Consider the following 22,097-nt stretch of genomic DNA (forward strand, 5'->3'; position numbering starts at 1 on the left):
GAGCGCAGCGAAACAACGGAGCCATTTACGGCGACGGCCCGAAGGGCGAGCGAAGCGAGTCATCCTGCACGACCCACCAACATACATTCCTGGGGTGTTTCAGGACATCCGGGGAAGTAAAGAAACCGTATTACTGTCAAAGGTATACGGTTTTTTTTTCGTCTGTATGTATCTCTCCGAATGTTGGGGAAGCCAGCGCAAATGGGCCTACCAATGGGCCTACGCCGCTGGCGGTGGAAATGTCGTAGGCCCATTTTTAGTTTCGGGCTGAAAAATTCTTATGAAAACAGAATATTGCACAACTTCGTTACTGTCATTTTCAACTGACATTAAAGGAGTCTTCTATGGCCGTTCTTACCCGTCCCCTGAGTACTTCCGAAGTCCAGAAAGCAAAACCGCCGAAAAAGACTATGCACTGTTTGACAGTCAGGGACTGACCCTATTCTTCCGCTCCAGCGGCAAAAAAAATCTGGCGTTTTCACTATAAACGCCCCGGTTCGGATGCCAGAACCACCGTCACCCTCGGTTACTATCCCGCTATGTTGCTCGCCAGCGCCAGAGCGCTGCACGCTGACAAGCTTGCCCTGCTGGTAAAAGGTATTGATGAGCAGGAGGAAGCCGAGCGGGAACGGCGTGCGATGGATGGCCTGTTTATCAACGTGGCGACAAAATGGTTTGTCGTGAAAAAACCAAAGTTTCAGCCGACTACGCGGACGATATCTGGAAATCGTTCCAGCGCGATGTGTTCCCGGTTATCGGGCAGATACACGTTACAGAATTGAAAGCGTATACGCTGGTGAATGCGCTGGAGCCTGTACTGGTACGTGGCGCAAAAATGAGGTGATGGACTGGTGGGGCAAAAAAGTAGCGAGGCGGCTCGAAGTTCAGCGCTGTAATATCACGAGTTGGGCCGGAACAGGCAAAACATCTTTATAAACATAAAAGCAGATCCTGATTGAGTACGGATCTGCTTTTTGCATTGAAAAGACTCACCCTTATTTTTAAGTTATTAATCGGAAAGTATACATAATTATTTGGGCCAAATAATTACGGGTCAAAAACTATCAATGCCACACAATCAACAGGAAAATGTCGAAAATTATCCACGGTTAATAATTTCAGGCGATAGTTTTCAGACAACCTGTACCAGAAAACCGCTCACTATGACTGCACCAGTTTACTTCCCCCCACCTTTATCTGCACCAGCTTACGGTTGTCTCTGTACGGCAGGATTGCGCCAGATATCATCGGGTAAATATCGATCTGCACCAGTGATAACCTTTTAAGCCCTTTGACCTTTTCCGGTCAGGCGCAGTTACCCTTAAATGTCCCTTTCCCTTTTGACTTTTAGCCTTTTGCTGGCGTAATCATAACGGCTCTCATCGAAAATACCTTTCATAACTCTGCTATTGATAGAAAATTTTGTACGGAAACAATGAAAGGTGCCATTTTATAAGGTAATGGCTATCAGTCAGCCTCTGCCCGTCGCCCGTAAACCTGTGCCACATATCTCCCGCGCCCGTCACCGTACCCCAAATCCATCGCAGTCAGCGCCAGCGCTTCTTTCTCGCTGAATCCCTGCGCCAGATAATAACGGATCGCCTCCTGCAAGCGCAGCCCCATCAGCCTTGCCAGCCCCGGAGCTTTCAGGCAGGCGTTTTCCTGTACTGCCTGATATTTCCCGCTCCAGCATTGCCATTTATTCCCCCTTTATGACTGCAACAAATTACTGCCCCAAAACTGATACAGCTTCCCCGGCGCGTAGGCCGATAGCCCCTGTTTCTGAGTCGGGGCTGCGAACAGTATCTGAGCGCCGGGGCGACGACTGTTGAGGTGTGGCGGGTCGTCGGTTGTGCTTTCAAAGCAGTCGCCCGCTTGCGCGGGTTATCCCTTGGATCATCCAGATCCCCCCTCTGATACCGGTTCACGTTCTCCTTAATGGTTAAAAAATGGCCTGAAAGGGCGCATTAGAATGCCGTTACGGATGAATGTTGTTGATTTCTCTGGTGCAGTTTTACGGTCACGCAGCAGCAAAGCCTGACGGCAATGCAGGCCACAGCCCGTAAAGCTAAAGGGTGCTGAAAATCAGCAGGTACAGGATTGCCGGGAAAATCCGGCCCTTGCACAGGTTATATATTCACAATAATTAAATAAACATGAAATACATTTTCAAAATAAATGAAACAAAGATTATCATTTATTGACAGAAATCATAAAACAGAACAGGGAGTCGTTTTTAAATAACTCATCATTTATCAGTGTTGCTAATCATTTTCCCGGTTACTCGCAAATAAGAGAGTTCGATAACGTCTGTTGCGATGCCGCCAAAAAATACCCCGTTTTATTTATTCAGGGAGGCGCTTATGCCGACAGGATTACGTTTCACGCTGGAAGTGGACGGGCTGGGGCCAGAGACCTTCGCCGTGGTGAGCTTTCTGCTGAAACAGCGCCACTCTTTCCCGTTTATGCTGGACGTGGACGTTGCCAGCGACTCCTTCAGGGAAACGGCAGAAAACCTGCTGGAAAAGAACGCCACCCTGACCATCTGGCAGGACGATACCCCGCAGCGCCATATCAGCGGTATTGTCACCCGCTTCGGAATGAAGGAATACAACGGCTGGCAGATGTGTTACAGCCTGACCCTCAGTCCGCCTCTCTGGCGCGCCGGGCTGCGGCAAAATTTCCGCATCTTCCAGCAGCAGGATATTCAGACCATTTCCGCCACGTTGCTGGATGAAAACGGGATAACCAGCTGGAAACCGCTGTTTTATGAGGACCACCCGGCGCGGGAATTCTGCGTGCAGTATGGCGAGACCGACCTGGCGTTTCTCACCCGCCTGTGGTCAGAGGAAGGCATTTTCTTTTTTGACCGGCATGTTACTGATACTCTGTCGCAGACGCTGACATTGTGCGATGATGCGGCCGGACTGCCCCGCACGGATGAAATTCCCTTTAATCCCAATCCCACAACCACCCTTTTACCCCTGACCATCAGCACCTTCCGTTATCAGGCGCAGATACGTCCCTCTTCGGTGGAAACCCAGGACTACACCTTTAAGGTGCCGGGATGGCCGGCGTATTACGGGCATGATGGCGAACACCTAAACGGCCAGCGCACGCAGTATGAAGTCTTCGATTATCCCGGACGATTTAAGGATGAGCAACACGGGCAGGATTTCGCCCGCTATCAGATGGAGGGCTGGCGCAACAATGCGGAGACAGCCTCCTGCGTCAGCAATTCACCGGCATTATGGCCGGGCGTTATCTTTACCCTGACCGGACATCCGGTCAGGGAGCTCAACCGGCAATGGCAAGTTATCAGTAGCGTTCTGACGGGTAAACAGCCGCAGGCGCTGAAAGGCAGCCGGGGACTGGGCACCACGCTGGAGAACAAATTCGACGTCATTCCCGCTGGCCGGACCTGGCGACCGCAGCCCCTGCTGAAGCCGAAGGTGGACGGCCCGCAGAGCGCCATTGTCACCGGGCCGCCGGAAGAAGAGATTTTCTGCGACGAACATGGCCGGGTGCGGGTGCGCTTTCACTGGGACCGCTACGGTACAGGAAACGAGGACAGCTCCTGCTGGATACGCGTGTCGCAGGCATGGGCGGGGGCCGGATTTGGCAATCTTGCTATTCCGCGCGTGGGCCAGGAGGTTATCGTGGACTTCCTCAACGGCGACCCCGACCAGCCCATTATTATGGGACGCACATATCACGAAGATAACCGCTCGCCGGGTGATTTACCCGCGACCAAAACGCAGATGACCATTCGCTCAAAAACCTACCGGGGCAGTGGGTTTAATGAGTTGCGCTTTGACGATGCCACCGGGCAGGAGCAGGTTTATATCCATGCGCAGAAGGATATGGATACCGATGTACTGAACAACCGTACCACTGATGTGACGGCCAGCCACCGCGAAACCATCGGCGGCAATCAGGTTATCACCGTGAAGCAGAACCAGGTGCAGACTGTGGTGCAGAACCAGCAGGAAACCGTGGGCCAGAACCAGAGCATTACTGTCGGCCAGAACCAGTCGGAAACGGTGGGCGTCGCGCGGGCACTGACGGTCGGCGTGGCGTACCAGACCACCGTCGGCGGCGTGATGAACACCTCGGTTGCGCTGACGCAATCCTCGCAGGTGGGGATACAGAAATCCCTGCTGGTCGGCAGGGGCTATAACGTCAGCGTCGGGGAAAACGTCACCTTTACGGTGGGTAAAAGCAAAACCGAGAGCACCGGGAAGGTGGCGGTCTATTCCGCCGGGGAACACCTGGAGCTGCGCTGCGGGCGGGCGCGGCTGGTGCTGACGCAGGACGGTAAAATATTCCTAAACGGCACCGCCATTAATCTCCAGGGCGTCCAGACGCTCAGCGGCGATGCGCTGATGATTAACTGGAACTGCGGTGCGGCGGAAGACCCGCCTGAGGCACCGAAAGAAGACAGCACTTCACCGCCGGATATGCGGTAATACTGAGCAATTCAGCGATACAGCGATAAAACAGAATAAAAACAGGAACGGGAAGGAGCAGGCGAATGAGCGGAAAACCGGCGGCACGTCAGGGCGACGGCACCCTGAAGGGTGGCCCGATAATTCAGGGTTCGGCGGGGGTGATGATTGGCGCGCCCACCGGTGTCGCCTGTTCAGTATGCCCAGGCGGCATGACCTCCGGCAACCCGGTCAACCCGCTGCTGGGCGCGAAGGTGCAGCCCGGCGAAACCGATTTCGCCCTGCCCGGCCCGCTGCCGTTTGTGCTTTCCCGCGCTTACAGCAGCTACCGCACAAAAACGCCCGCGCCGGTGGGCATATTCGGCCCCGGCTGGAAAGCGCCTTTCGATATCCGCTTACAGATACGCGAAGATGAACTGATACTCAATGACAATGGCGGGCGCAGCATTCACTTTGACCCACTGTTTCCCGGTGAAACGGCCTTCAGCCGCAGCGAATCGTTCTGGCTGGCGCGGGGCGGCGCTCCGGCAATGCATGAAAGCAATCCGCTGCATCTTCTCTGGCAACGGTTGCCGGAAGCACTGCGCATCAGCCCGCATATTTACCTCGCCACCAACAGTTTACAGGGGCCGTGGTGGATACTCGGCTGGTCTGAGCGCGTTCCCGCGCCGGACGAAATACTGCCCGCCCCGCTGCCGCCGTACCGGGTGCTGACTGCGCTGGTGGATAATTTCGGGCGGGAAATAACTTTCCATCGCGCCGCCTCAGGTGAATTCGCAGGAAATATCACCGGCGTGACGGATGGCGCAGGCCGCCGTTTCCGGCTGGTGCTGACCACGCAGGCACAACGGGCAGCGCAGTACCGCGCCACAAAACAGCCCCCGGCTCCTGATGTGCTGTCCGCCACGGAGTACGGCGCAGACAACGGTGTCCGACTGGCGGAAGTGTGGCTGACCCGCGACCCGGCATACCCGGATAATCTGCCTGCGCAGCCGCTGGTGCGTTATGCCTATTCGCCGCGTGGCGAACTGGTGGTGGTGTATGACCGCAGCAATACCGTGGTGCGCGATTTTGTTTATGACGCAAAGCATCCGGGGCGGATGGTGGCGCACCGCCACACGGGCAGACCGGAGATACGCTATCGCTACAATGCTGCCGGACAGGTCGTGGAGCAGCACAACCCGGCTGGCTTAAGCTACGCCTATGCCTACGAAAAAAACAGTATCACCATCACCGACAGCCTGAACCGCCGCGAGGTGCTGCATACCGAAGGTGACGGCGGACTGAAACGGGTGGTAACACAGGAACGTGCGGACGGCAGCGCCACGCACAGCGAGTATGACCCGGCGGGCAGACTTATCGCGCAGACGGATGCGACAGGCCGCCGGACGGAATACCGCCTGAGTCCCGGTTCTGGTCTGCTGAAAGAGGTCGCCACACCGGATGGCAGGCGCACCGAACTTTACTACAACAGCCAGCGCCAGCTAACCAGTACCACGTATCCGGACGGACTAAAAACCCGGCAGGAATACGACGGTCAGGGCAGGCTGACCAGCGAAACGGCGCGCGACGGCAGTACGACCCGTTATTTTTATGATGACCCGTGCAGTGAACATCCCAGCGCCACCGAAGACGCCACCGGCAGCCAGAAGCAGATGGTGTGGAGTCACTACGGGCAGTTGCTGGCCTTCACCGACTGCTCCGGCTACCGGACCCGCTATGAATATGACCGTTTTGGGCAGTTAACGGCGACGCATCAGGAGGAAGGATTAAGCCTGTACCGGACGTATGATAACCGCGGCAGACTGGTCAGTCAGCGTAATACCGCAGACCAGGAAACCCATTACGAATACAATGCAGCAGGCGACCTGACGGCGACGGTCTCCCCTGACGGCAGCCGCAGCGAAACCACCTTTGATAACCGGGGCAACGCCGTCAGCACCACGCAGGGCGGGCTGACGCGCCGGATGGAATACGACGCCGCAGGCCGCGTGACGCAACTCATCAACGAGAACGGCAGCCATACGGCATTCACGTATGATGTGCTGGACAGGCTGACGCAGGAAACCGGCTTTGACGGCAGGGAGAAGCGTTACCGCTACAGCAACACCGGGCAGGTTGTGCGCAGCGAGGATGAAAATCTCGTCACGGTGTGGCATTACGATGAATCTGACCGCCTGACGTACAGAACCGTGAATGATGAAGAGGCAGAACGCTGGCAGTACAACGAACGCGGCTGGCCGGAAGAAATCAGTCACTTCAGCGACGGACACCACGTTGCCGTGCATTACGATCATGACAACCGGGGCCGTCTCATCAGCGAACGCCAGACGGTGCATCATCCGGAAAGCGGCGAACTGCTGTGGCAGCACGAAACCAGGCAGGATTACAGCGATAAGGGGCTGGCGACCATCACCACCCCCGACCACCTGTCGCCGGTAGAGTGGCTCACTTACGGCTCCGGCTATATTGCCGGAATGAAGCTCGGCGACGAACCGCTGGTTGATTTCACCCGCGACCGCCTGCACCGTGAAACACTGCGCAATTTTGGCCAGTACGAAAGAACGACGGCCTATACTGCTGCCGGGAAGCCGGAGAGTTATCACTTCAATAAACCGCAGCTTAACCGCGACTATACCTGGAACGATACCGGGCAGCTTATCCGTATCAATAGTCAGCATGAGCAACGCGATTATCAGTACAGCGACGCCGGGCGGCTGATCAGCACGCACATCAAATCCCCGCATCATGACCTGACACAGTGGACGCTCACCGACCCGGCGGGCAACCGGATAGCGGAGCGGGATAAATACCCGATGCTGCCGGAGGCCTGGCGCGATAACCGCATCGCCCAGGACGCGGATTATTTTTACCATTACGATAAACACGGCAGGCTGACGGAAAAAGACGAGCGACGCGTCCGCAATGGCGGCAGCTATACGCATCATTACAGCTATGACCATCAGCACAGGCTCACACAGTACCGCCTGATACAGAACGGCAACACACTGACGGAGAGCCGTTATGCTTATGACCCGCTGGGCCGCCGCACCAGCAAACGGGTATGGACGTGTACGGTATATCACGATGGCTCATGCACGCAGCCGGAACTAAAGGAAACCGAGTGGTACGGCTGGGACGGCGACCGCCTGACCACCACGCAGACGGACGCCACCCGCATTCAGACAGTGTATCAGCCAGGAAGTTTTACGCCGCTCATCTGCATTGAAACAGCCACGACGGAACTGACCAGAACCGTCCGCCGCACGCTGGCGGAGAAACTCCAGCAGGATGCAAACGTGACCTTCCCGCCGGAACTGGTGGCGATGGTGAACAGTCTGGAGGCGGAACTTACACGCGGGGAACTCAGTGAAGAAAACCGGGCGTGGCTGACCCTGTGCGGCCTGACGCCGGAGCAGATACAAAATCAGATGGAGCCGGAATACACGCCGCAGCGGAAAATCCACCTGTACCACTGCGACCACCGGGGCCTGCCGCTGGCGCTGATAAATCAGGACGGAAAAATCGAGTGGTCGGCAGAATATGATGCATGGGGTAATGTGCTGCGGGAGGATAATCCGCACAATCTGGTGCAGCACATTCGCCTGCCGGGGCAGCAGTATGATGAGGAGACGGGGTTATACTATAACCGGTATCGCTACTATGATCCGCTATTGGGGAGGTATATTACTCAGGATCCGATTGGTCTGGAAGGCGGATGGAATGTATATCAATATCCGCTGGATCCGGTAACTGATACTGACCCATTGGGATTGTTTGTGCCTTTAGTTATTGGCGGCTACTATTTAAGTGCTCAGGCTGTTGCCTGGATATCGACGGGATTATTTGCAGCAGCAGTAGTGTCTACGCCAGCTGGTAAACAAGCTTTAACAAATACAGCAAATAGTTTAAGTAATTGTAAAAGCGATCCACCAGAAGACCCGTGTGATAAAAAACTTGATAAGAGTTTACTTTCAAAAGCCAACATATTTGATCCTCATCAAGTGAAGAGGGATTGGATGGGAGATAAAGCACAAATATCGAGATTTGATCTTTGTGGTTGTAAAGATGGTAGAGTAGTAATTAAGGCTCAGGGCTGTAAAGGAAACATTGCATCCTCTACAGAATTTAATTGGAAATAATTTATGAAATTAACTGTTGAGTTACACGGCATAGACCCTGTTAAAGGTGAGTGGGTCAGCATATCTAAGCGCGAAGCTGATCAGTATGATCACGATTTTTTACTCTATATTATTAATAAAGTTTTGGATGAAGGTGCCACGTATACTAGTAATGGTCTGGAAGGTTTAAGAAAATTACATGTTGAATTATCAATTGCTATTACTTCTGATGAAGACGGTTTTAGGCCTGCGTTTGATATTGATGCGCGGACAATAAGTCGACTCAGTGCAGCAGGAGCGTCACTTGATTTTGATCCATACGTCTGAAAATCAATTATATGGAATTCCAGCTATGCGATAGTGGTAGCCACACCACACAGACTGATGCACAGTGCATCTGGACGATTTACACTCCGGGCAGTTTCACGCCGCTGGTGAGAATTGAAACCCAGACCGCAGAGCTGGCAAAAGCAGTCCGCCGCACGCTGGCGGAACAATTTCAGCAGGATGCAAACGTGACCTTCCCGCCGGAACTGGTGACGATGCTGGATACTCTGGAAGCCGAACTGAAACGCGGGGCAATCAGCGAACAAAATCAGCAATGGCTGAAGATGTGCGGGCTGAGCGTGGAGCAGATGAGAAATCAGGTGGAGCCGGAACTCGCGCCAGTGAGGAAAATTCATCTGTACCACTGCGACCTCCGGAGACTGCCGCTGGCGCTGGTTGATATTAACGGAGATATAGCCTGGAACGCGGAGTTTGATGAATGGGGGAATGTGCTGCGGGAGAATAACCCGAATAATCTGCAACAGCTTACCCGGTTGCCGGGGCTGCAGTGGGATAAGGAGACGGGATTGTACTATAATCGTCACAGATATCTTGATCCGTTGCAGGGCAGATATATAACGCAGGATCCGATAGGGCTGAAAGGGGGATGGAATTTGTATAGTTATCCGCTGAATCCAGTCGAAAATATAGACCCTCTGGGGTTAGCAACTCTTTTGAATCCGTTCTTCCCGCCACTACCATGGCCAAAAAGTCCTGAGCAGCAGGAAGCAGATGCTAATGCTGCAAAAGCATTGACAAAATGGTGGAATGATAGAGTGGCACAAACAGAGACGCTTGAAGTTAATATTATTGTGTTAGCTCTGTTCATGTGTGCGTCTCGTAGTGCTAGGTGGACATGTAGTTCATCCTGTAATGTAACTGTTATCGATAAATCCTTAGATGGTAAAGTTCCGCTAAGAGCAACAGGTTCAGGAAAAGGTTCATCTCAAGCAGAAGCATGTGAGAATGCCAAACGAGATGCCACTCAGAGTGCCCCTAGAGGAACTTATACCAGACATTGTCAATGTAGGTGTGCTAAAGGCTAAATGATGATAATACAACGTAAATTGGTAGCCACATATACCTATGAAGTTCATGGGCAAGTTGAGCCGTTTTATTTTAAATTAGATATCTATAAACAATCTGATATTTTTAAAGGGGCTATTTTTCGATTGGATAGATATAGATTAACCCCAACTTTCCCTCAAGATAACGATGGTGAATCTATCAGTAATGTAGATGATGCATTATTATATGTAAAAGATGAATTTATTGATGACACTGACCTTTTTGGGAAGTCCGAGGATATTGTTGTTAATATTTTTATTGAGAAATTAAAAAAAATATTTATTTTATAATCGTAAACGCCCGGCGAACTCACCTTGCACTCTGAGGATAGAAGGTTATTTACCCTTCATGCGAAGTGATTTTCCGGGAATAGTTCCTAACTATTGAATAAGTGTGTATTAATACACTCGTGAATGTTATAAATTTTCTATTCCATATACTGAATATGCATCCTTATCACAGACGCATAGTTCATCAATAAATTTTCCTTGATGTCTATTCCAATTCTATCATATTCCTGATGGTTGCTCAGTTCTTCATATTCCGTAAGATCATATTTATTTAACAACCAGTAATCAGCAATAATTGAAGCCTGCTGTTCCATAGTATAAAAATTAAATGCTGGCTCATCTAATTTGTAGGAATACCAGACGGATGATGTATACGGATCACGAAAAGAAGAATCATATCTGAAATACTGCCAGACAAAAGACATCGCAAAAATAAATAAATGAGGATATTTTACCGAATCATGATGACTTGTATAATCACCAGAAAAATCAGGTCGGTATTCATTCACGCTTAAAAGCACTTTCCCATTTTTAGTGGTAGTGATAACTCTGGGTTGTATTCGGGATTGACTGCTATGACAATATATTTTTACTCTGTCATAGTTAATGATATTCTGAAATACTGTTTGCGCCAGTTTTATCTCTCCAGAAGTTAGAGCTCTGAACATTTCAGCACCAGATTGGGATTGTGACGGTGGTTCTACAGACAGATATTGGCTATTTCTCAGGATGGCTTCGTTATTATCAACAGAGAAATTTCTTAATATACTTTCGCACATAACAACCTCCACTTACTTTACTGCATCATACTCCCGCGAATAAAAAACTCAATAAAAAATATGATACTTGCTTTTCTGTTTATTTTTATCCGTCACATATATTTTGTGGCACCTTCACTATGAATAATCATTTAGGAGACAGCTAACAGAAGGATTTAGCCACAATTATTCAGATCCCCCAGTGTCACCATCAGCATCATTGAGTCCATCGGCGACGGCTCAAAGCCCACTGTCAGGTAAAATACCCGCGCCTCATCAGACAGAGCATGAACCAGCATTTCGCGAATGCCTATAGTGTCAGCCACTGAATCACCCGCAACCCGGCATCGCGCACCAGTGCCCGCCCAATACCTTGTCCCCGCAACGATTGATCCACCGCCAGACGTCCCTGCACCACAACTGGGATGGGATCAGGCATATTGCAGCGAAAGCGCCCCGGCGTAGTATTTGTGGTTACAGAGCTGGACGCCAGCGAGTAATACGGTGGTACCTTAGAACCACTGTCACAGTGAACAAAAGTACGCGATGGTGGGACAACTATTTGTATTGAGTTGTAGCTGTGAGTATGTTGATGCAGGTAAATCAGTATTATGCCCCAGTGTATGTCAGCAATGCTCACGACGTCTAAAAATTACGCGGTTGAACCATACGAATCAGATTACTACTTGCAGCTTTCAAAATGGGCCTATACTTAGGCCCACAGTAATCGAATCTGTTGTGTGATTTTCTTTCTATTCAAAGAATTAGGATTCAAAAGAGAATCCTGCACGACCCACCAATGTAAAAAGGGCGCTGGCGGCGCCTTTTTGCTATCTGCGATTTATACAACTGCCTGATGCGCTACGCTTATCAGGCCTACTGACAATACTCCCCTCGTAGGCCGGATAAGACGTTAGTCGCCATCCGGCACAGATTCACATCGTCAATGCCGCTACCAGTTTCTCCAGCGCGGGTGTCGCCTGCTGTTGGTCATACACAATATATAAATCCGCCGGAATACGTTCCTCTAACGGTCGGAATACCACGCCTGGCCAACTCATCTGCGCATAACTGTCAGCAATTAACGTAATACCAATCCCCATGCTGATCATCGCCAGCACCGTTTGCGGCTCCCTCACCTCACGGATAATCATCGGGGAAAATCCAGCGCTCAGGCAAACTCGCTGCAAAAATGCCCAGTCGGTATGAATGGAGGGCATCGTGACAAAATATTCATTTCTCAACGCTTCCAGCGGTACGGATTCACAGGCGGTAAGAGCATGTTCTTCTGGTATGGCCACCAAAAATGAGGACTCATGTAAGCGCAGGCTGGTAAATCCGGGAGAGGGTTCAGTAGCCATGCGCCAAATCCCCGCATCCAGTTCACGTCTTTCCAGCATCGTCATCTGCATTGCGGGCATGTTCTCGCGAAACTGCACCTCAACGTTGGGATTTTCCTTCAGAAAACGCCGCATCACCGGACGCATTTTTCCCCACATTGCGGTACCAATGACGCCTAGCTCAATTCGCCCTGCCTCACCGCGACCAATCTGTTCCACTCGTGCCAGCGCCTGATTAGCACTGGATAACAGTCTGCGCGATTCTTCCATCAAAATTTTTCCGGCGTGGGTTAACGCCACGCTGCGGGAATGACGGATAAATAGCAACGTGCCGAGCTGCTGTTCCAGCTCTTTGATATGCGTACTGAGCGGCGGTTGCGACATATTCAGGCGAGCAGCAGCGCGTCCAAAATGCAGTTCTTCTGCGACGGCAAGAAAATAACGCAGTAACTTCAGATCGATGCGGTGCGTGCGTTCCATGGATAATGCGCTCCTGAGTGAAGAATAATGCGCAAAGTTACCACATTGCATCGCAGAAAATGAAACGGCGGGTATCAGAACCCGCCGCTAAAGGAGCATTAATGTGCCGGTGATTTCTGCGCCAGTCGTTCAGGCTCATGCTTATATTTAAAGAACAATGCAAAGATAACCGCCAGGACCAGCGCGTAAGCGGCAAACACCAGCCAGATAGTTTGCCAATCCTTGACGCCATCGACAGAAAAATAGTCCACCGCCATCCCGCTCAGGATTGAACCCACCCACGCGCCAATGCCATTTACCATCGTCATAAACAGCCCCTGGGCGCTGGCGCGAATGCTTGAGTCAACTTCCTGCTCGACAAATACCGACCCGGAGATGTTGAAGAAATCAAACGCGCAGCCGTAAACGATCATCGACATCAGCAGCAACACAAAGCCAAACGGGGACGGATCGCCAAAGGCAAAGAAGCCAAAGCGCAGCGTCCACGCCAGCATGCTCATCAGCATCACCGTTTTGATGCCAAAACGTTTGAGGAAGAACGGGATAGTGAGGATAAAGCCCACTTCCGCCATCTGCGAAACTGACAGCAAAATGGAGGGATATTTCACCACAAAGCTGTTGGCAAACTCAGGGTTACGGGCAAAATCATGCAGGAACGGATTGCCAAAGACGTTGGTGATTTGCAGCACTGCCCCCAGCATCATGGCAAACAAAAAGAAAATTGCCATACGTGGATTTTTAAACAAAACAAACGCATCCAGCCCCAGTTTACTGGCCAACGTGGCGGACTCTTTTTTCTCCGCAACCGGTATTTTTGGTAACGTCAGCGCATACAGAGCCAGCAGCAGCGATGCGCCTGAAGCAATATAAAGCTGTGCGCTGCTCAGTTCCAGCCCCATTAAGCTGACCGTCCACATCGCCACAATAAAACCTATCGTGCCAAATACACGAATTGGCGGGAATGCGGTAGCCGGATCCTGACCCGATTGTGCAAGGCATGAATATGAGACGCTGTTCGATAACGCAATCGTCGGCATATACGCCATCGCGTTAACCAACATTACCCAGAACATGGTCTGTGGATCGGTAACGGTTGTGGCGTACAGCAACACGCCAGCACACACCAGATGGCACAGCATATAAGCGCGCTCGGCACGCAGCCACTTATCGGCGATGATCCCCATAATGCCCGGCATAATAATCGCTGCCAGCCCTTTCGAGCTGTAGACCATACCCACATTCGCGCCGGTAAAATCCAGGGTGTTAATCATGTAAGAACCCAGGGTTACCAGCCAGCTTCCCCAGATGAAATATTGCAAAAACGACATGAGCTTTAAGCGAGATGCGATACCCATTTTTCCGTTCCTTGCCATAAAGTAAGACCCCGCAAGCGGGGTCATGTTTTAATTATTCAGGCCAGTTTGCGCAAGAAGCCACAGATCAGATTGATGAAGTTCTGCCGGGAGAGTTCTGCTGCAGCCAACGTCTGTGCGTGAGATAACTTCACATCCCCCAAACCTTCCGCCAGGTTGGTGATGGCAGCCACCGCAACCACTTTCAGACCGCAGTGACGCGCAGAGATAACTTCAGGCACCACCGACATCCCCACCACGTCGCCGCCAATAATTTGCATCATGCGGATTTCTGCCGCCGTTTCAAAGTTCGGTCCCGGATAAGAAACAAACACCCCTTCGCTCAGCGGAAACCCTTCTTCTGCGGCGACGGTTTGCAGGATCGCACGATAGTCAGCATCATAGGCATTCGCCAGCGAAAAGAATCGCTCACCAAAACGCTCATCGTTTAGTCCGACCATTGGTGTACCTGGCATCGTATTAATGTGATCGCTAAGCGCAACGAGACTACCTGGTCCGACTTCGGGGCGCAAAGAACCTGCGGCATTAGTACAAAATAACAGTTCGCAGCCCAGTAGCTTCAGGGTGCGAATGGCGTCGGTCATCACCGTCATGCCGCGACCTTCATAAAAATGCCCACGCCCTTTCATACAAGCCACCGGAATACCCGCCAGATTTCCCAGCACCAGCTCACCGGCATGACCATGTACAGTACTGACAGGGAATCCCGGCAATTTTTCGTAAGAGATGGCCACTGCATCCTCGATTTGATCCGCCAGAGCACCGAGGCCAGAGCCAAGGATAAAGGCTACGCGCGGGGTAAAATCGGGTTTGTAACTACGAATGATGTCGGCGCTATACCAGGGATTTTGCGAGAAAAGAGAGTGACTCATGAGATATCCTTAATACTGAGTAGTCGAAAATAATGTCGCGTACCGCACTGTTATAGCGAGACTACGCAATCGATTACCAATACCGTTTATCCCGACAACCGATAGTAAATCGGTATCGATGAGTCGCACTAAACCAGCCTGAAATCACATTTTTTTCGGGCCAGAAATGGCACAGGAATAGAGATACATGAAGATTTGGAACTTGTATTATTAAACTCCGCTCCGCCATATTGTAACTGAAGTTCTGTTCACTAATGCCGATACTCATGTTTTATGGTGTGAGGAATCCGTATGACAACGATTAACGTTTCCACCCCAACTGTTCAAAGCAGTAGTGGTGGTGGAAAAGCCCCAGCCGGGAATGACATCTCCGCTCAGATTGCACAAGTCACCCAAAAGATAACCAAGCTAACTCAGCAGCTCAAAGATATTCCCAATAGTAGTGGCAGCGTTGAGCAGAAGCGCGAACAGCAGGAACTTATTCAGACACAAATCAAAATGTTACAAGCACAGCTGGCTCAACTGTTGCGACGGCAGGCCGAGGAGTCACAGCAAAAGCAAAGCGCCGATCAGAGAAAAGCTGAGGGCATCAACACGGTTTCCGACCAACATCAGGTCGATATTTATATCTGATACAACGGATCACGGGCACGACCGGCGGTTAATTCACTGGCCTGCATACGCACCACGTCCCACAGCGCCTGAGCCGCGGTTGATAAAGAGCGGTTTTTACGTCGAGCCAGCATCAGTTGCCGTTCAACTACCGGCGTCAGGCGCTTAACCTGCAAGTGACTGCCCTGCGGTAAGGGAAGCGCCAGTGCGGGCAGCACGCTGATGCCAATCCCCGCCTCCACCATCGGGAACAGCGTGGCGGGATGACCAATCTCCTGAACGATGTTGGCATCAATGGAAAAATGGGCCAACGCCGCATCGATCAGCGGTCGACTACCGGAAGCGTAATCCTGTAACACCAAACGTTCGTGATACAAATCCTGCCAGTTCACCCACTCACGTTGGGCTAACGGATGATCCTCGCGACACAGCAGCAGGAACGGTTCGGACAGTACGGCTTCACACTGCAGATCGGTCACGGCACCAGGATCTATCACAATGCCAAAATCGACTTCTCCCTGGCGAATACTTTCCAGCACCCACTGCTGGGGCCTGTCGTGCAGCACAAAATCGATCGCAGGATAAAGCTCATTACTCTGGGCAATACACTGTGGAATAAGGTGAGCAGAGATTGTCTGGCTGGCGGCAACACGCACCGTTCCGGTTAACTGTGTCCCCACCTGGCCTGCTTCACGCAGCGTGCTGTGCAGTTCATCCAGAATACGTTCCAGCCGCGTCGCCAACTGGTGCCCCGCTTCCGTCAGAACCACTTCCCGCGTTGTTCTATCTAACAACCGCACCCCCGTCTGAGCTTCAAGCTCTTTAACGCTGTGGCTGACCGCAGACTGGCTTAAGCCAATAATATCCCCCGCCCGGCTAAAGCTTTTGGCCTGAGCGACGGTAACAAAGATACGCAACTGACGCAGAGAGTAATTCATCTATTCGATTCATATATGGATGCAATAAATCAATTTTATTTCTCAAATGGAAAAACGCAAAATGTTGCTACTGAATTTCAGGAGCTTTTATGAAACTTTTTCGTATCCTTGATCCGTTCACGATTACGTTGATTACGGTCGTATTACTGGCGTCCTTTTTCCCAGCCGAAGGTGGCTTTGTGCCTTTCTTTGAAGGCTTAACCACCGCTGCCATTGCCCTGCTGTTTTTTATGCACGGGGCGAAGCTCTCTCGTGAGGCAATTATTGCCGGCGGTAGTCACTGGCGTTTGCATCTGTGGGTGATGTGCAGCACGTTTGTTGTTTTCCCGGTGCTGGGCGTTCTGTTCGCCTGGTGGGCGCCGGTTAATGTTGACCCGATGCTGTACACCGGTTTCCTGTACCTGTGTATTTTGCCGGCCACGGTGCAGTCGGCAATCGCCTTTACGTCGCTGGCGGGGGGTAACGTTGCCGCCGCCGTGTGTTCCGCTTCGGCCTCCAGCCTGCTGGGTATTTTTCTCTCGCCGTTGCTGGTTGGCCTGGTAATGAATATGCACGGCGCAGAAGGCAGCCTGGAGCAGGTGGGGAAAATCATGCTGCAGCTGCTGCTGCCGTTCGTACTGGGACATCTTTCGCGTCCGTGGATTGGTAACTGGGTGTCCCGACATAAAAAATGGATTGCAAAAACGGATCAATCATCCATTTTACTGGTGGTTTACTCCGCCTTCAGTGAAGCCGTGGTGAACGGGATCTGGCACAAAGTGGGGATTGGCTCACTGCTGTTTATCGTGGTGGTCAGCATCGTATTGCTGGCAATCGTGATTGGCATCAACGTCTTTGTTGCGCGTAAATGCGGCTTCAACAAGGCCGATGAGATCACCATTGTCTTTTGCGGATCGAAAAAGAGCCTGGCGAATGGGATCCCAATGGCAAATATTCTGTTCCCGACGTCAGTGATAGGAATGATGGTGCTGCCGCTGATGATCTTCCATCAAATTCAGTTGATGGTTTGTGCGGTGCTGGCACGTCGCTACAAGCAACAGACGGACGCATTGCAGGCGCAGCAGAAAAGCCGCGCCGCAAAAGCTTAAAGCGGGCGTTTCAGGGGCTGCACCAGTTGCGTCAGCCCTTCAGTTTTAATCAGCAGCGTGATTTGCATCAGTTCGCCGAGCTTGCCCGGCGGGAATTCATCCTTACGGGCAAACCACAGCAGATACTCTTCCGGTACATCAATCAGCCGACGCCCTTTATATTTGCCAAAGGGCATCACGGTATTGGCGATTTCAACCAGCTGCTCTTTTTCCATCTCAGGCACCCAGTAAGCGGATCATTTCAGCTTCGTCGATCACTTCAATGCCCAACTCCTGCGCTTTTGCCAGTTTAGAGCCCGCCGCTTCCCCCGCAATCACTAGATCGGTTTTCTTTGACACGCTACCGGCCACTTTTGCCCCCAGCTCGGTCAGTCGTGCTTTGGCATCATCGCGTGACATCAGGCTCAGGCTCCCGGTCAGCACCACCGTCTTACCCGCAAAGGGGCTGTCGATTTCTTCAGCGTTGATAACCACCGGCGCTGGCCAGTGAATCCCCTGCTCCAAAAGCTGGACGATCACCTCGCGGTTACTCTCTTCGGCAAAGAAATTAAACACGTGGGTCGCCACCACGATGCCGACATCCGGCACTTTTTGCAGCTCTTCAACAGAGGCGGCTTCCAGCGCGTCGAGCGTGCCGAAATATGCAGCCAGACCTGCAGCCGTCGCTTCGCCGACTTCACGAATACCCAGCGCATAGAGGAAACGGGCAAACGTGGTCTCTTTCGCTTTTTCCAGCGCATTCACTACGTTTTGCGCCGACTTCGGCCCCATGCGATCAAGACCGGTCAGCTTACCTGCGGTTAGCGTGAAGAGATCCGCTGGCGTGTGGACATACTCTTTCTCGACCAGTTGATCGATAATTTTGTCGCCCATGCCGTCGACGTCCAGCGCACGGCGGGAAACGAAGTGTTTCAATGATTCCTTCCGCTGTGCCCCGCAGATTAAACCTCCGGTACAGCGAGCAACCGCTTCGCCTTCCACACGCTCAACGTCAGAGTTGCATACCGGACAGTGGGTGGGAAACTCGATTTCGCGGGTATTGTCCGGGCGCTCGGAAAGCACGACGTTCACTACCTGCGGGATGACATCGCCCGCACGGCGAATGACGACTTTATCGCCAATACGCAAACCAAGACGCTCAATTTCATCCGCATTGTGCAAGGTGGCGTTACTGACCAACACCCCTGCAACCTGAACTGGCTCAAGGCGGGCGACAGGCGTAATCGCCCCTGTACGTCCAACCTGAAACTCAACATCGCGGACAAAGGTCATCTGCTCCTGCGCCGGGAACTTAAAGGCCACCGCCCAACGCGGCGCGCGGGCAACAAAACCCAGTTGTTCCTGCAAGGCCATAGAGTTGACTTTGATCACCACACCATCGATATCGAATCCCAGCGTCGGTCGGTCTTCTTCAACCTTATGATAGTAAGCAAGTACTTCCTCCGGAGAGTCGCAAAGCGCCACTCTGTCGCTCACCGGCAATCCCCACTCTTTAAATTGCAGCAGACGGCCCAGATGGGTATCGGGCAACACACCACCTTCCAGCACACCAACGCCATAGCAGAAGAAAGTAAGCGGTCGCTTCGCTGTGATACGCGGATCGAGCTGGCGTAATGACCCAGCCGCCGCATTTCGCGGGTTAGCAAACACTTTGTTGCCAGTACGGCGGGCCTCTTCGTTGATTTTTTCAAACCCGGCCTGCGGGAGGAACACCTCGCCGCGCACTTCCAGACGCGTCGGAATGTTATCGCCGCGCAGTTTTAACGGGATCGCACGAATGGTGCGCACGTTCGAGGTAATGTCTTCCCCGGTGGTGCCATCGCCGCGCGTTGCGGCGCTAACCAGCACGCCGTTTTCATAGAGAATACTCACCGCCAGCCCGTCAAGCTTCAGCTCACAGCACCAGGTTAGTTTGTCCGTACTCTTCAGTCGGTCCTGTACGCGCTTGTTAAAGGCGAGAAAACTCTCTTCATCAAACACGTTATCCAGCGACAGCATCGGCACTTCATGGCGAATCTGACTGAACGCCGTTAACGGGGCGGCGCCAACGCGTTGAGTTGGCGAGTCAGGGGTAATAAGGTCCGGATGCTGCGCTTCCAGCTCGCGGAGTTCGCGCAGCAGACGATCGTATTCCGCATCGGGAATTTCCGGCGCGTCCATCACATGGTAGAGATACTCATGATGGCGAAGCGTGGTTCGCAGTTCTGTCAGTTGTTGTTCGATTGATTCCATATCGCACCATCAATGATAAAAAACCCCCGACAGGCGGGGGTTTAGCAAGGAGATGTCACGCCAAAGGAGAATCAGGCGCGAGATTCTTTAACTTCGCGGATGCGGTCCTGATACTCGCGCAGTTTCTGCGGCGTCATCATGCGACGTTGATCGTCAAGCACCACACCACCCACTTCATCGGCGATGTGCTGTGCTGACTGCAGCATCAGCTTAAAGTTTTGCAGCTCGTCCCCATAGGACGGAACCTGCATAAAAATAGTTACGCCAGGGGTGCTGAAATCACCCGTCATTTCGGGGTCAAACGTTCCTGGGTTAACCATATTGGCAAGACTGAACAGCGACGGACCGCTGCCATCCGGGCTCAAATGACGATGGAAAATATTCATATCGCCAAATTTAAAGCCGGCTTGCTGAATGCTATTGAGCAGCACTTCACCGTTGAGCTCGCTACCGTGATGCGCCGCAACGTTCATAATAATGACCGCTTCTTTACGCTGCGGTTTTTCAGCAGCAGGCGCTTCTTCAACTACCGGCTCAGGCTGCGGTTGATGTTCAACGGCAGGCTCTGCGGGCTGGAAAGTCTGCGGCGCAGGTTGCGGTGCTTGCTGCACGGGCTGCTGAACCTGCGGAGCAACGGGCTGATGCTGCATCGGCTGCTGTACAGGTTGTTGCTGAACAGGCTGATGTTGCACCGGCTGCTGCGGTTGTACAGGCTGCGGCTGAGCATGCGGCGGCGGTACCGGCGCTTGTGCAGGCTGCTGCGCGGGTTGACGCGGCTGAGCCGACGCATAAGGCGGCTGGTACTGGTGTTGCGGCGACTGAGGAGGAACACCATGTTCCTGCGCGTTACCGGGAGCATGATTCACACGATGAACGCGAACTTCGCCCACGCCTTCGTCTTCCTCGACGTTGTCGTCGAACGAATCCTCGTCTTCACGTTTAGACTTCATGCGTTTCAGTGGGCGATCGCGGAATATAGAAGACCGCTCTTTACGGCTAGTCCAAAAACCATGTACCAGTAAAGCGATTATGGCGATCGCGCCAACAATGATTAATATCAGACGCAAATCCTGCATCATTATATTCTCTGTTGTTCTAACACCTTGCCACCACGGCAAACATTTACTCACTAAGAGTATTTGTCGATTACGCCAAGTGCAAGTGCACTCTTGGCTTTCACGGCATAAAGATGAACAAAATTGTGCTTTTTGCTGTTTTTTCGAACATTTCTGAACAGCTTAACGCTCAACAACCCGGTAAGATACGCAAAGTTTACCAGAGCTTATATAACAAGGAGTATGTCCTGACCATGGTTTCATCATCTGCAGTCGTACCTCGCAGCGGCCTTTATTACTTTTCACAGGGATGGAAGCTCATCACCCAACCGGGCATTCGTCGCTTTGTCATCCTGCCTTTGCTGGTGAATATCCTGCTGATGGGCGGCGCATTCTGGTGGCTATTCACACAACTCGATAGCTGGATCCCCGCGCTGATGAGTCACGTCCCTGACTGGCTTCAGTGGCTCAGCTACTTGCTGTGGCCGATTGTCACTATCTCCGTACTACTGGTGTTCGGCTACCTCTTTTCCACCATAGCCAACTGGATTGCCGCGCCGTTTAACGGTCTGCTGGCTGAACAACTGGAAGCGCGCTTAACAGGCGCAACACCGCCTGACACCGGTGTTCTCGGCATCATGAAAGATGTTCCCCGTATTATGAAACGTGAATGGCAAAAGCTGGCGTGGTATCTCCCGCGCGCCATCGTGTTGCTGATCCTCTATTTCATTCCGGGTATTGGGCAGACCGTCGCCCCGGTGCTGTGGTTCCTGTTCAGCGCATGGATGCTGGCCATTCAGTACTGCGATTATCCGTTTGATAACCATAAGGTGCCTTTTAAGGAGATGCGCGTCGCGCTGCGTACACGCAAGGTCACCAATATGCAATTTGGCGCATTAACCAGTTTGTTCACCATGATTCCGGTGCTCAATCTGTTCATCATGCCGGTCGCGGTTTGTGGTGCTACGGCGATGTGGGTAGACTGCTATCGTGCTAAGCACGCGTTATGGAAGTAATGCAAAAATGTGTAAAAGCGGGCTGGCTTATGCCCGCTCTTATTCCATACTGCAAGGCATTATTTCCCATCAGCATATA

Annotated in this window: 16 protein-coding genes and 4 pseudogenes; 10 read left to right on the forward strand and 10 right to left on the reverse strand. The window is 52.1% G+C overall.

The genetic code is table 11. The annotated features are described in order from the left end of the window. Window positions 1-467: 467 nt before the first annotated feature. A pseudogene (locus OGX66_RS00040) lies at window positions 468-566 on the forward strand (integrase arm-type DNA-binding domain-containing protein); the annotation flags it as partial. A gap of 104 nt (window positions 567-670) precedes the next feature. Next, window positions 671-844 carry a phage integrase central domain-containing protein gene (locus OGX66_RS00045; protein ID WP_225990938.1) on the forward strand — a complete coding sequence of 58 codons (174 nt, stop codon included), beginning with the start codon at window positions 671-673 and terminating at the stop codon, window positions 842-844. Window positions 845-1,467: 623 nt separating this feature from the next. Here the strand turns inward: OGX66_RS00045 and OGX66_RS00050 are convergent. Continuing rightward, window positions 1,468-1,608: pseudogene (locus tag OGX66_RS00050) on the reverse strand (integrase domain-containing protein); the annotation flags it as partial. A gap of 755 nt (window positions 1,609-2,363) precedes the next feature. Between OGX66_RS00050 and tssI the strand changes: the two are divergent. The 5 genes and pseudogenes from tssI to OGX66_RS00075 all read left to right on the forward strand — a co-directional run bounded on the left by tssI (window position 2,364) and on the right by OGX66_RS00075 (window position 10,254). After that, window positions 2,364-4,469, forward strand: coding sequence for a type VI secretion system tip protein TssI/VgrG (tssI, locus tag OGX66_RS00055; protein ID WP_088903205.1), 2,106 nt, complete (start codon window positions 2,364-2,366; stop codon window positions 4,467-4,469). A 65-nt stretch (window positions 4,470-4,534) separates the two neighbouring features. Then, window positions 4,535-8,590, forward strand: coding sequence for an RHS element core protein (locus tag OGX66_RS00060; RefSeq protein WP_286510705.1), 4,056 nt, complete (start codon window positions 4,535-4,537; stop codon window positions 8,588-8,590). Window positions 8,591-8,593: 3 nt separating this feature from the next. After that, window positions 8,594-8,896, forward strand: coding sequence for a YbbD family protein (locus OGX66_RS00065; RefSeq protein ID WP_088903204.1), 303 nt, complete (start codon window positions 8,594-8,596; stop codon window positions 8,894-8,896). A 44-nt stretch (window positions 8,897-8,940) separates the two neighbouring features. Beyond that, window positions 8,941-9,570: pseudogene (locus OGX66_RS24565) on the forward strand (RHS repeat-associated core domain-containing protein); the annotation flags it as partial. Window positions 9,571-9,942: 372 nt separating this feature from the next. Continuing rightward, a complete protein-coding gene (locus tag OGX66_RS00075) occupies window positions 9,943-10,254 on the forward strand; it encodes a hypothetical protein (RefSeq protein WP_088903202.1) in 312 nt (103 codons plus the stop codon). Between the two features lie 137 nt (window positions 10,255-10,391). Here OGX66_RS00075 and OGX66_RS00080 read toward each other — a convergent pair whose 3' ends face one another. The 5 genes and pseudogenes from OGX66_RS00080 to xapA all read right to left on the reverse strand — a co-directional run bounded on the left by OGX66_RS00080 (window position 10,392) and on the right by xapA (window position 15,077). Continuing rightward, window positions 10,392-11,033, reverse strand: coding sequence for a hypothetical protein (locus tag OGX66_RS00080; protein WP_225990937.1), 642 nt, complete (start codon window positions 11,031-11,033; stop codon window positions 10,392-10,394). 155 nt (window positions 11,034-11,188) lie between these two features. After that, window positions 11,189-11,559: pseudogene (locus OGX66_RS00085) on the reverse strand (GNAT family N-acetyltransferase); the annotation flags it as partial. Window positions 11,560-11,947: 388 nt separating this feature from the next. Further along, complete coding sequence (locus OGX66_RS00090; protein ID WP_003838579.1) at window positions 11,948-12,832, reverse strand: LysR family transcriptional regulator; 885 nt, start codon at window positions 12,830-12,832, stop codon at window positions 11,948-11,950. A gap of 98 nt (window positions 12,833-12,930) precedes the next feature. After that, window positions 12,931-14,187 carry a nucleoside permease gene (locus OGX66_RS00095; RefSeq protein WP_061068295.1) on the reverse strand — a complete coding sequence of 419 codons (1,257 nt, stop codon included), beginning with the start codon at window positions 14,185-14,187 and terminating at the stop codon, window positions 12,931-12,933. Window positions 14,188-14,243: 56 nt separating this feature from the next. Continuing rightward, entirely contained in the window at window positions 14,244-15,077 is an 834-nt protein-coding gene (gene xapA / locus OGX66_RS00100; protein ID WP_003838576.1) for a xanthosine phosphorylase, read from the reverse strand. Window positions 15,078-15,368: 291 nt separating this feature from the next. Between xapA and OGX66_RS00105 the strand changes: the two genes are divergently transcribed. Then, window positions 15,369-15,710 carry a FlxA-like family protein gene (locus OGX66_RS00105; RefSeq protein ID WP_049000830.1) on the forward strand — a complete coding sequence of 114 codons (342 nt, stop codon included), beginning with the start codon at window positions 15,369-15,371 and terminating at the stop codon, window positions 15,708-15,710. Here the strand turns inward: OGX66_RS00105 and OGX66_RS00110 are convergent. Beyond that, window positions 15,701-16,627 (reverse strand): LysR family transcriptional regulator, encoded by a 927-nt coding sequence (locus OGX66_RS00110; RefSeq protein WP_046670126.1) that lies wholly within the window; start codon window positions 16,625-16,627, stop codon window positions 15,701-15,703. The genes OGX66_RS00105 and OGX66_RS00110 overlap by 10 nt on opposite strands. Before the next feature lie 89 nt (window positions 16,628-16,716). On the opposite strand from OGX66_RS00110, the gene OGX66_RS00115 reads away from it, so the two are divergent. Further along, the gene (locus OGX66_RS00115; protein WP_003038103.1) at window positions 16,717-17,715 is read left to right on the forward strand and encodes a bile acid:sodium symporter family protein; all 999 of its coding nucleotides are present in this window, start codon (window positions 16,717-16,719) and stop codon (window positions 17,713-17,715) included. On the opposite strand, the gene OGX66_RS00120 is transcribed toward OGX66_RS00115, so the two are convergent. The 3 genes from OGX66_RS00120 to zipA form a co-directional block, all read right to left on the reverse strand. After that, window positions 17,712-17,930, reverse strand: a complete 219-nt coding sequence (locus OGX66_RS00120; RefSeq protein WP_003038102.1) for a DUF3820 family protein — start codon at window positions 17,928-17,930, stop codon at window positions 17,712-17,714. The genes OGX66_RS00115 and OGX66_RS00120 overlap by 4 nt on opposite strands. Before the next feature lies 1 nt (window position 17,931). After that, window positions 17,932-19,947, reverse strand: a complete 2,016-nt coding sequence (ligA, locus tag OGX66_RS00125) for an NAD-dependent DNA ligase LigA (protein WP_071685008.1) — start codon at window positions 19,945-19,947, stop codon at window positions 17,932-17,934. Between the two features lie 71 nt (window positions 19,948-20,018). Continuing rightward, window positions 20,019-21,026: a cell division protein ZipA gene (gene zipA / locus OGX66_RS00130; RefSeq protein WP_003038097.1), complete on the reverse strand. Its 1,008-nt coding sequence runs from the start codon at window positions 21,024-21,026 to the stop codon at window positions 20,019-20,021. A gap of 230 nt (window positions 21,027-21,256) precedes the next feature. Here zipA and cysZ point away from each other — a divergent pair, with 230 nt between their 5' ends. Next, on the forward strand, window positions 21,257-22,018 hold the full coding sequence (gene cysZ, locus OGX66_RS00135) for a sulfate transporter CysZ (RefSeq protein WP_003838567.1): 762 nt from the start codon (window positions 21,257-21,259) through the stop codon (window positions 22,016-22,018). The last annotated feature ends 79 nt before the right edge of the window (window positions 22,019-22,097 follow it).

It is taken from the genome of Citrobacter sp. Cf072 (assembly GCF_030334485.1).
Classification (GTDB): domain Bacteria; phylum Pseudomonadota; class Gammaproteobacteria; order Enterobacterales; family Enterobacteriaceae; genus Citrobacter; species Citrobacter freundii.

Bases quoted from the DNA above. Each gene is read 5' to 3' on its own strand.
- xapA (WP_003838576.1), bottom strand. From the start codon at position 15,077: ATGAGTCACTCTCTTTTCTCGCAAAATCCCTGGTATAGCGCCGACATC.
- OGX66_RS00110 (WP_046670126.1), bottom strand. From the start codon at position 16,627: ATGAATTACTCTCTGCGTCAGTTGCGTATCTTTGTTACCGTCGCTCAG.
- ligA (WP_071685008.1), bottom strand. From the start codon at position 19,947: ATGGAATCAATCGAACAACAACTGACAGAACTGCGAACCACGCTTCGC.
- OGX66_RS00080 (WP_225990937.1), bottom strand. From the start codon at position 11,033: ATGTGCGAAAGTATATTAAGAAATTTCTCTGTTGATAATAACGAAGCC.
- zipA (WP_003038097.1), bottom strand. From the start codon at position 21,026: ATGATGCAGGATTTGCGTCTGATATTAATCATTGTTGGCGCGATCGCC.
- OGX66_RS00045 (WP_225990938.1), top strand. From the start codon at position 671: ATGGTTTGTCGTGAAAAAACCAAAGTTTCAGCCGACTACGCGGACGAT.
- OGX66_RS00115 (WP_003038103.1), top strand. From the start codon at position 16,717: ATGAAACTTTTTCGTATCCTTGATCCGTTCACGATTACGTTGATTACG.
- OGX66_RS00060 (WP_286510705.1), top strand. From the start codon at position 4,535: ATGAGCGGAAAACCGGCGGCACGTCAGGGCGACGGCACCCTGAAGGGT.
- OGX66_RS00120 (WP_003038102.1), bottom strand. From the start codon at position 17,930: ATGGAAAAAGAGCAGCTGGTTGAAATCGCCAATACCGTGATGCCCTTT.
- OGX66_RS00065 (WP_088903204.1), top strand. From the start codon at position 8,594: ATGAAATTAACTGTTGAGTTACACGGCATAGACCCTGTTAAAGGTGAG.
- OGX66_RS00090 (WP_003838579.1), bottom strand. From the start codon at position 12,832: ATGGAACGCACGCACCGCATCGATCTGAAGTTACTGCGTTATTTTCTT.
- OGX66_RS00095 (WP_061068295.1), bottom strand. From the start codon at position 14,187: ATGGGTATCGCATCTCGCTTAAAGCTCATGTCGTTTTTGCAATATTTC.
- OGX66_RS00105 (WP_049000830.1), top strand. From the start codon at position 15,369: ATGACAACGATTAACGTTTCCACCCCAACTGTTCAAAGCAGTAGTGGT.
- cysZ (WP_003838567.1), top strand. From the start codon at position 21,257: ATGGTTTCATCATCTGCAGTCGTACCTCGCAGCGGCCTTTATTACTTT.
- OGX66_RS00075 (WP_088903202.1), top strand. From the start codon at position 9,943: ATGATGATAATACAACGTAAATTGGTAGCCACATATACCTATGAAGTT.
- tssI (WP_088903205.1), top strand. From the start codon at position 2,364: ATGCCGACAGGATTACGTTTCACGCTGGAAGTGGACGGGCTGGGGCCA.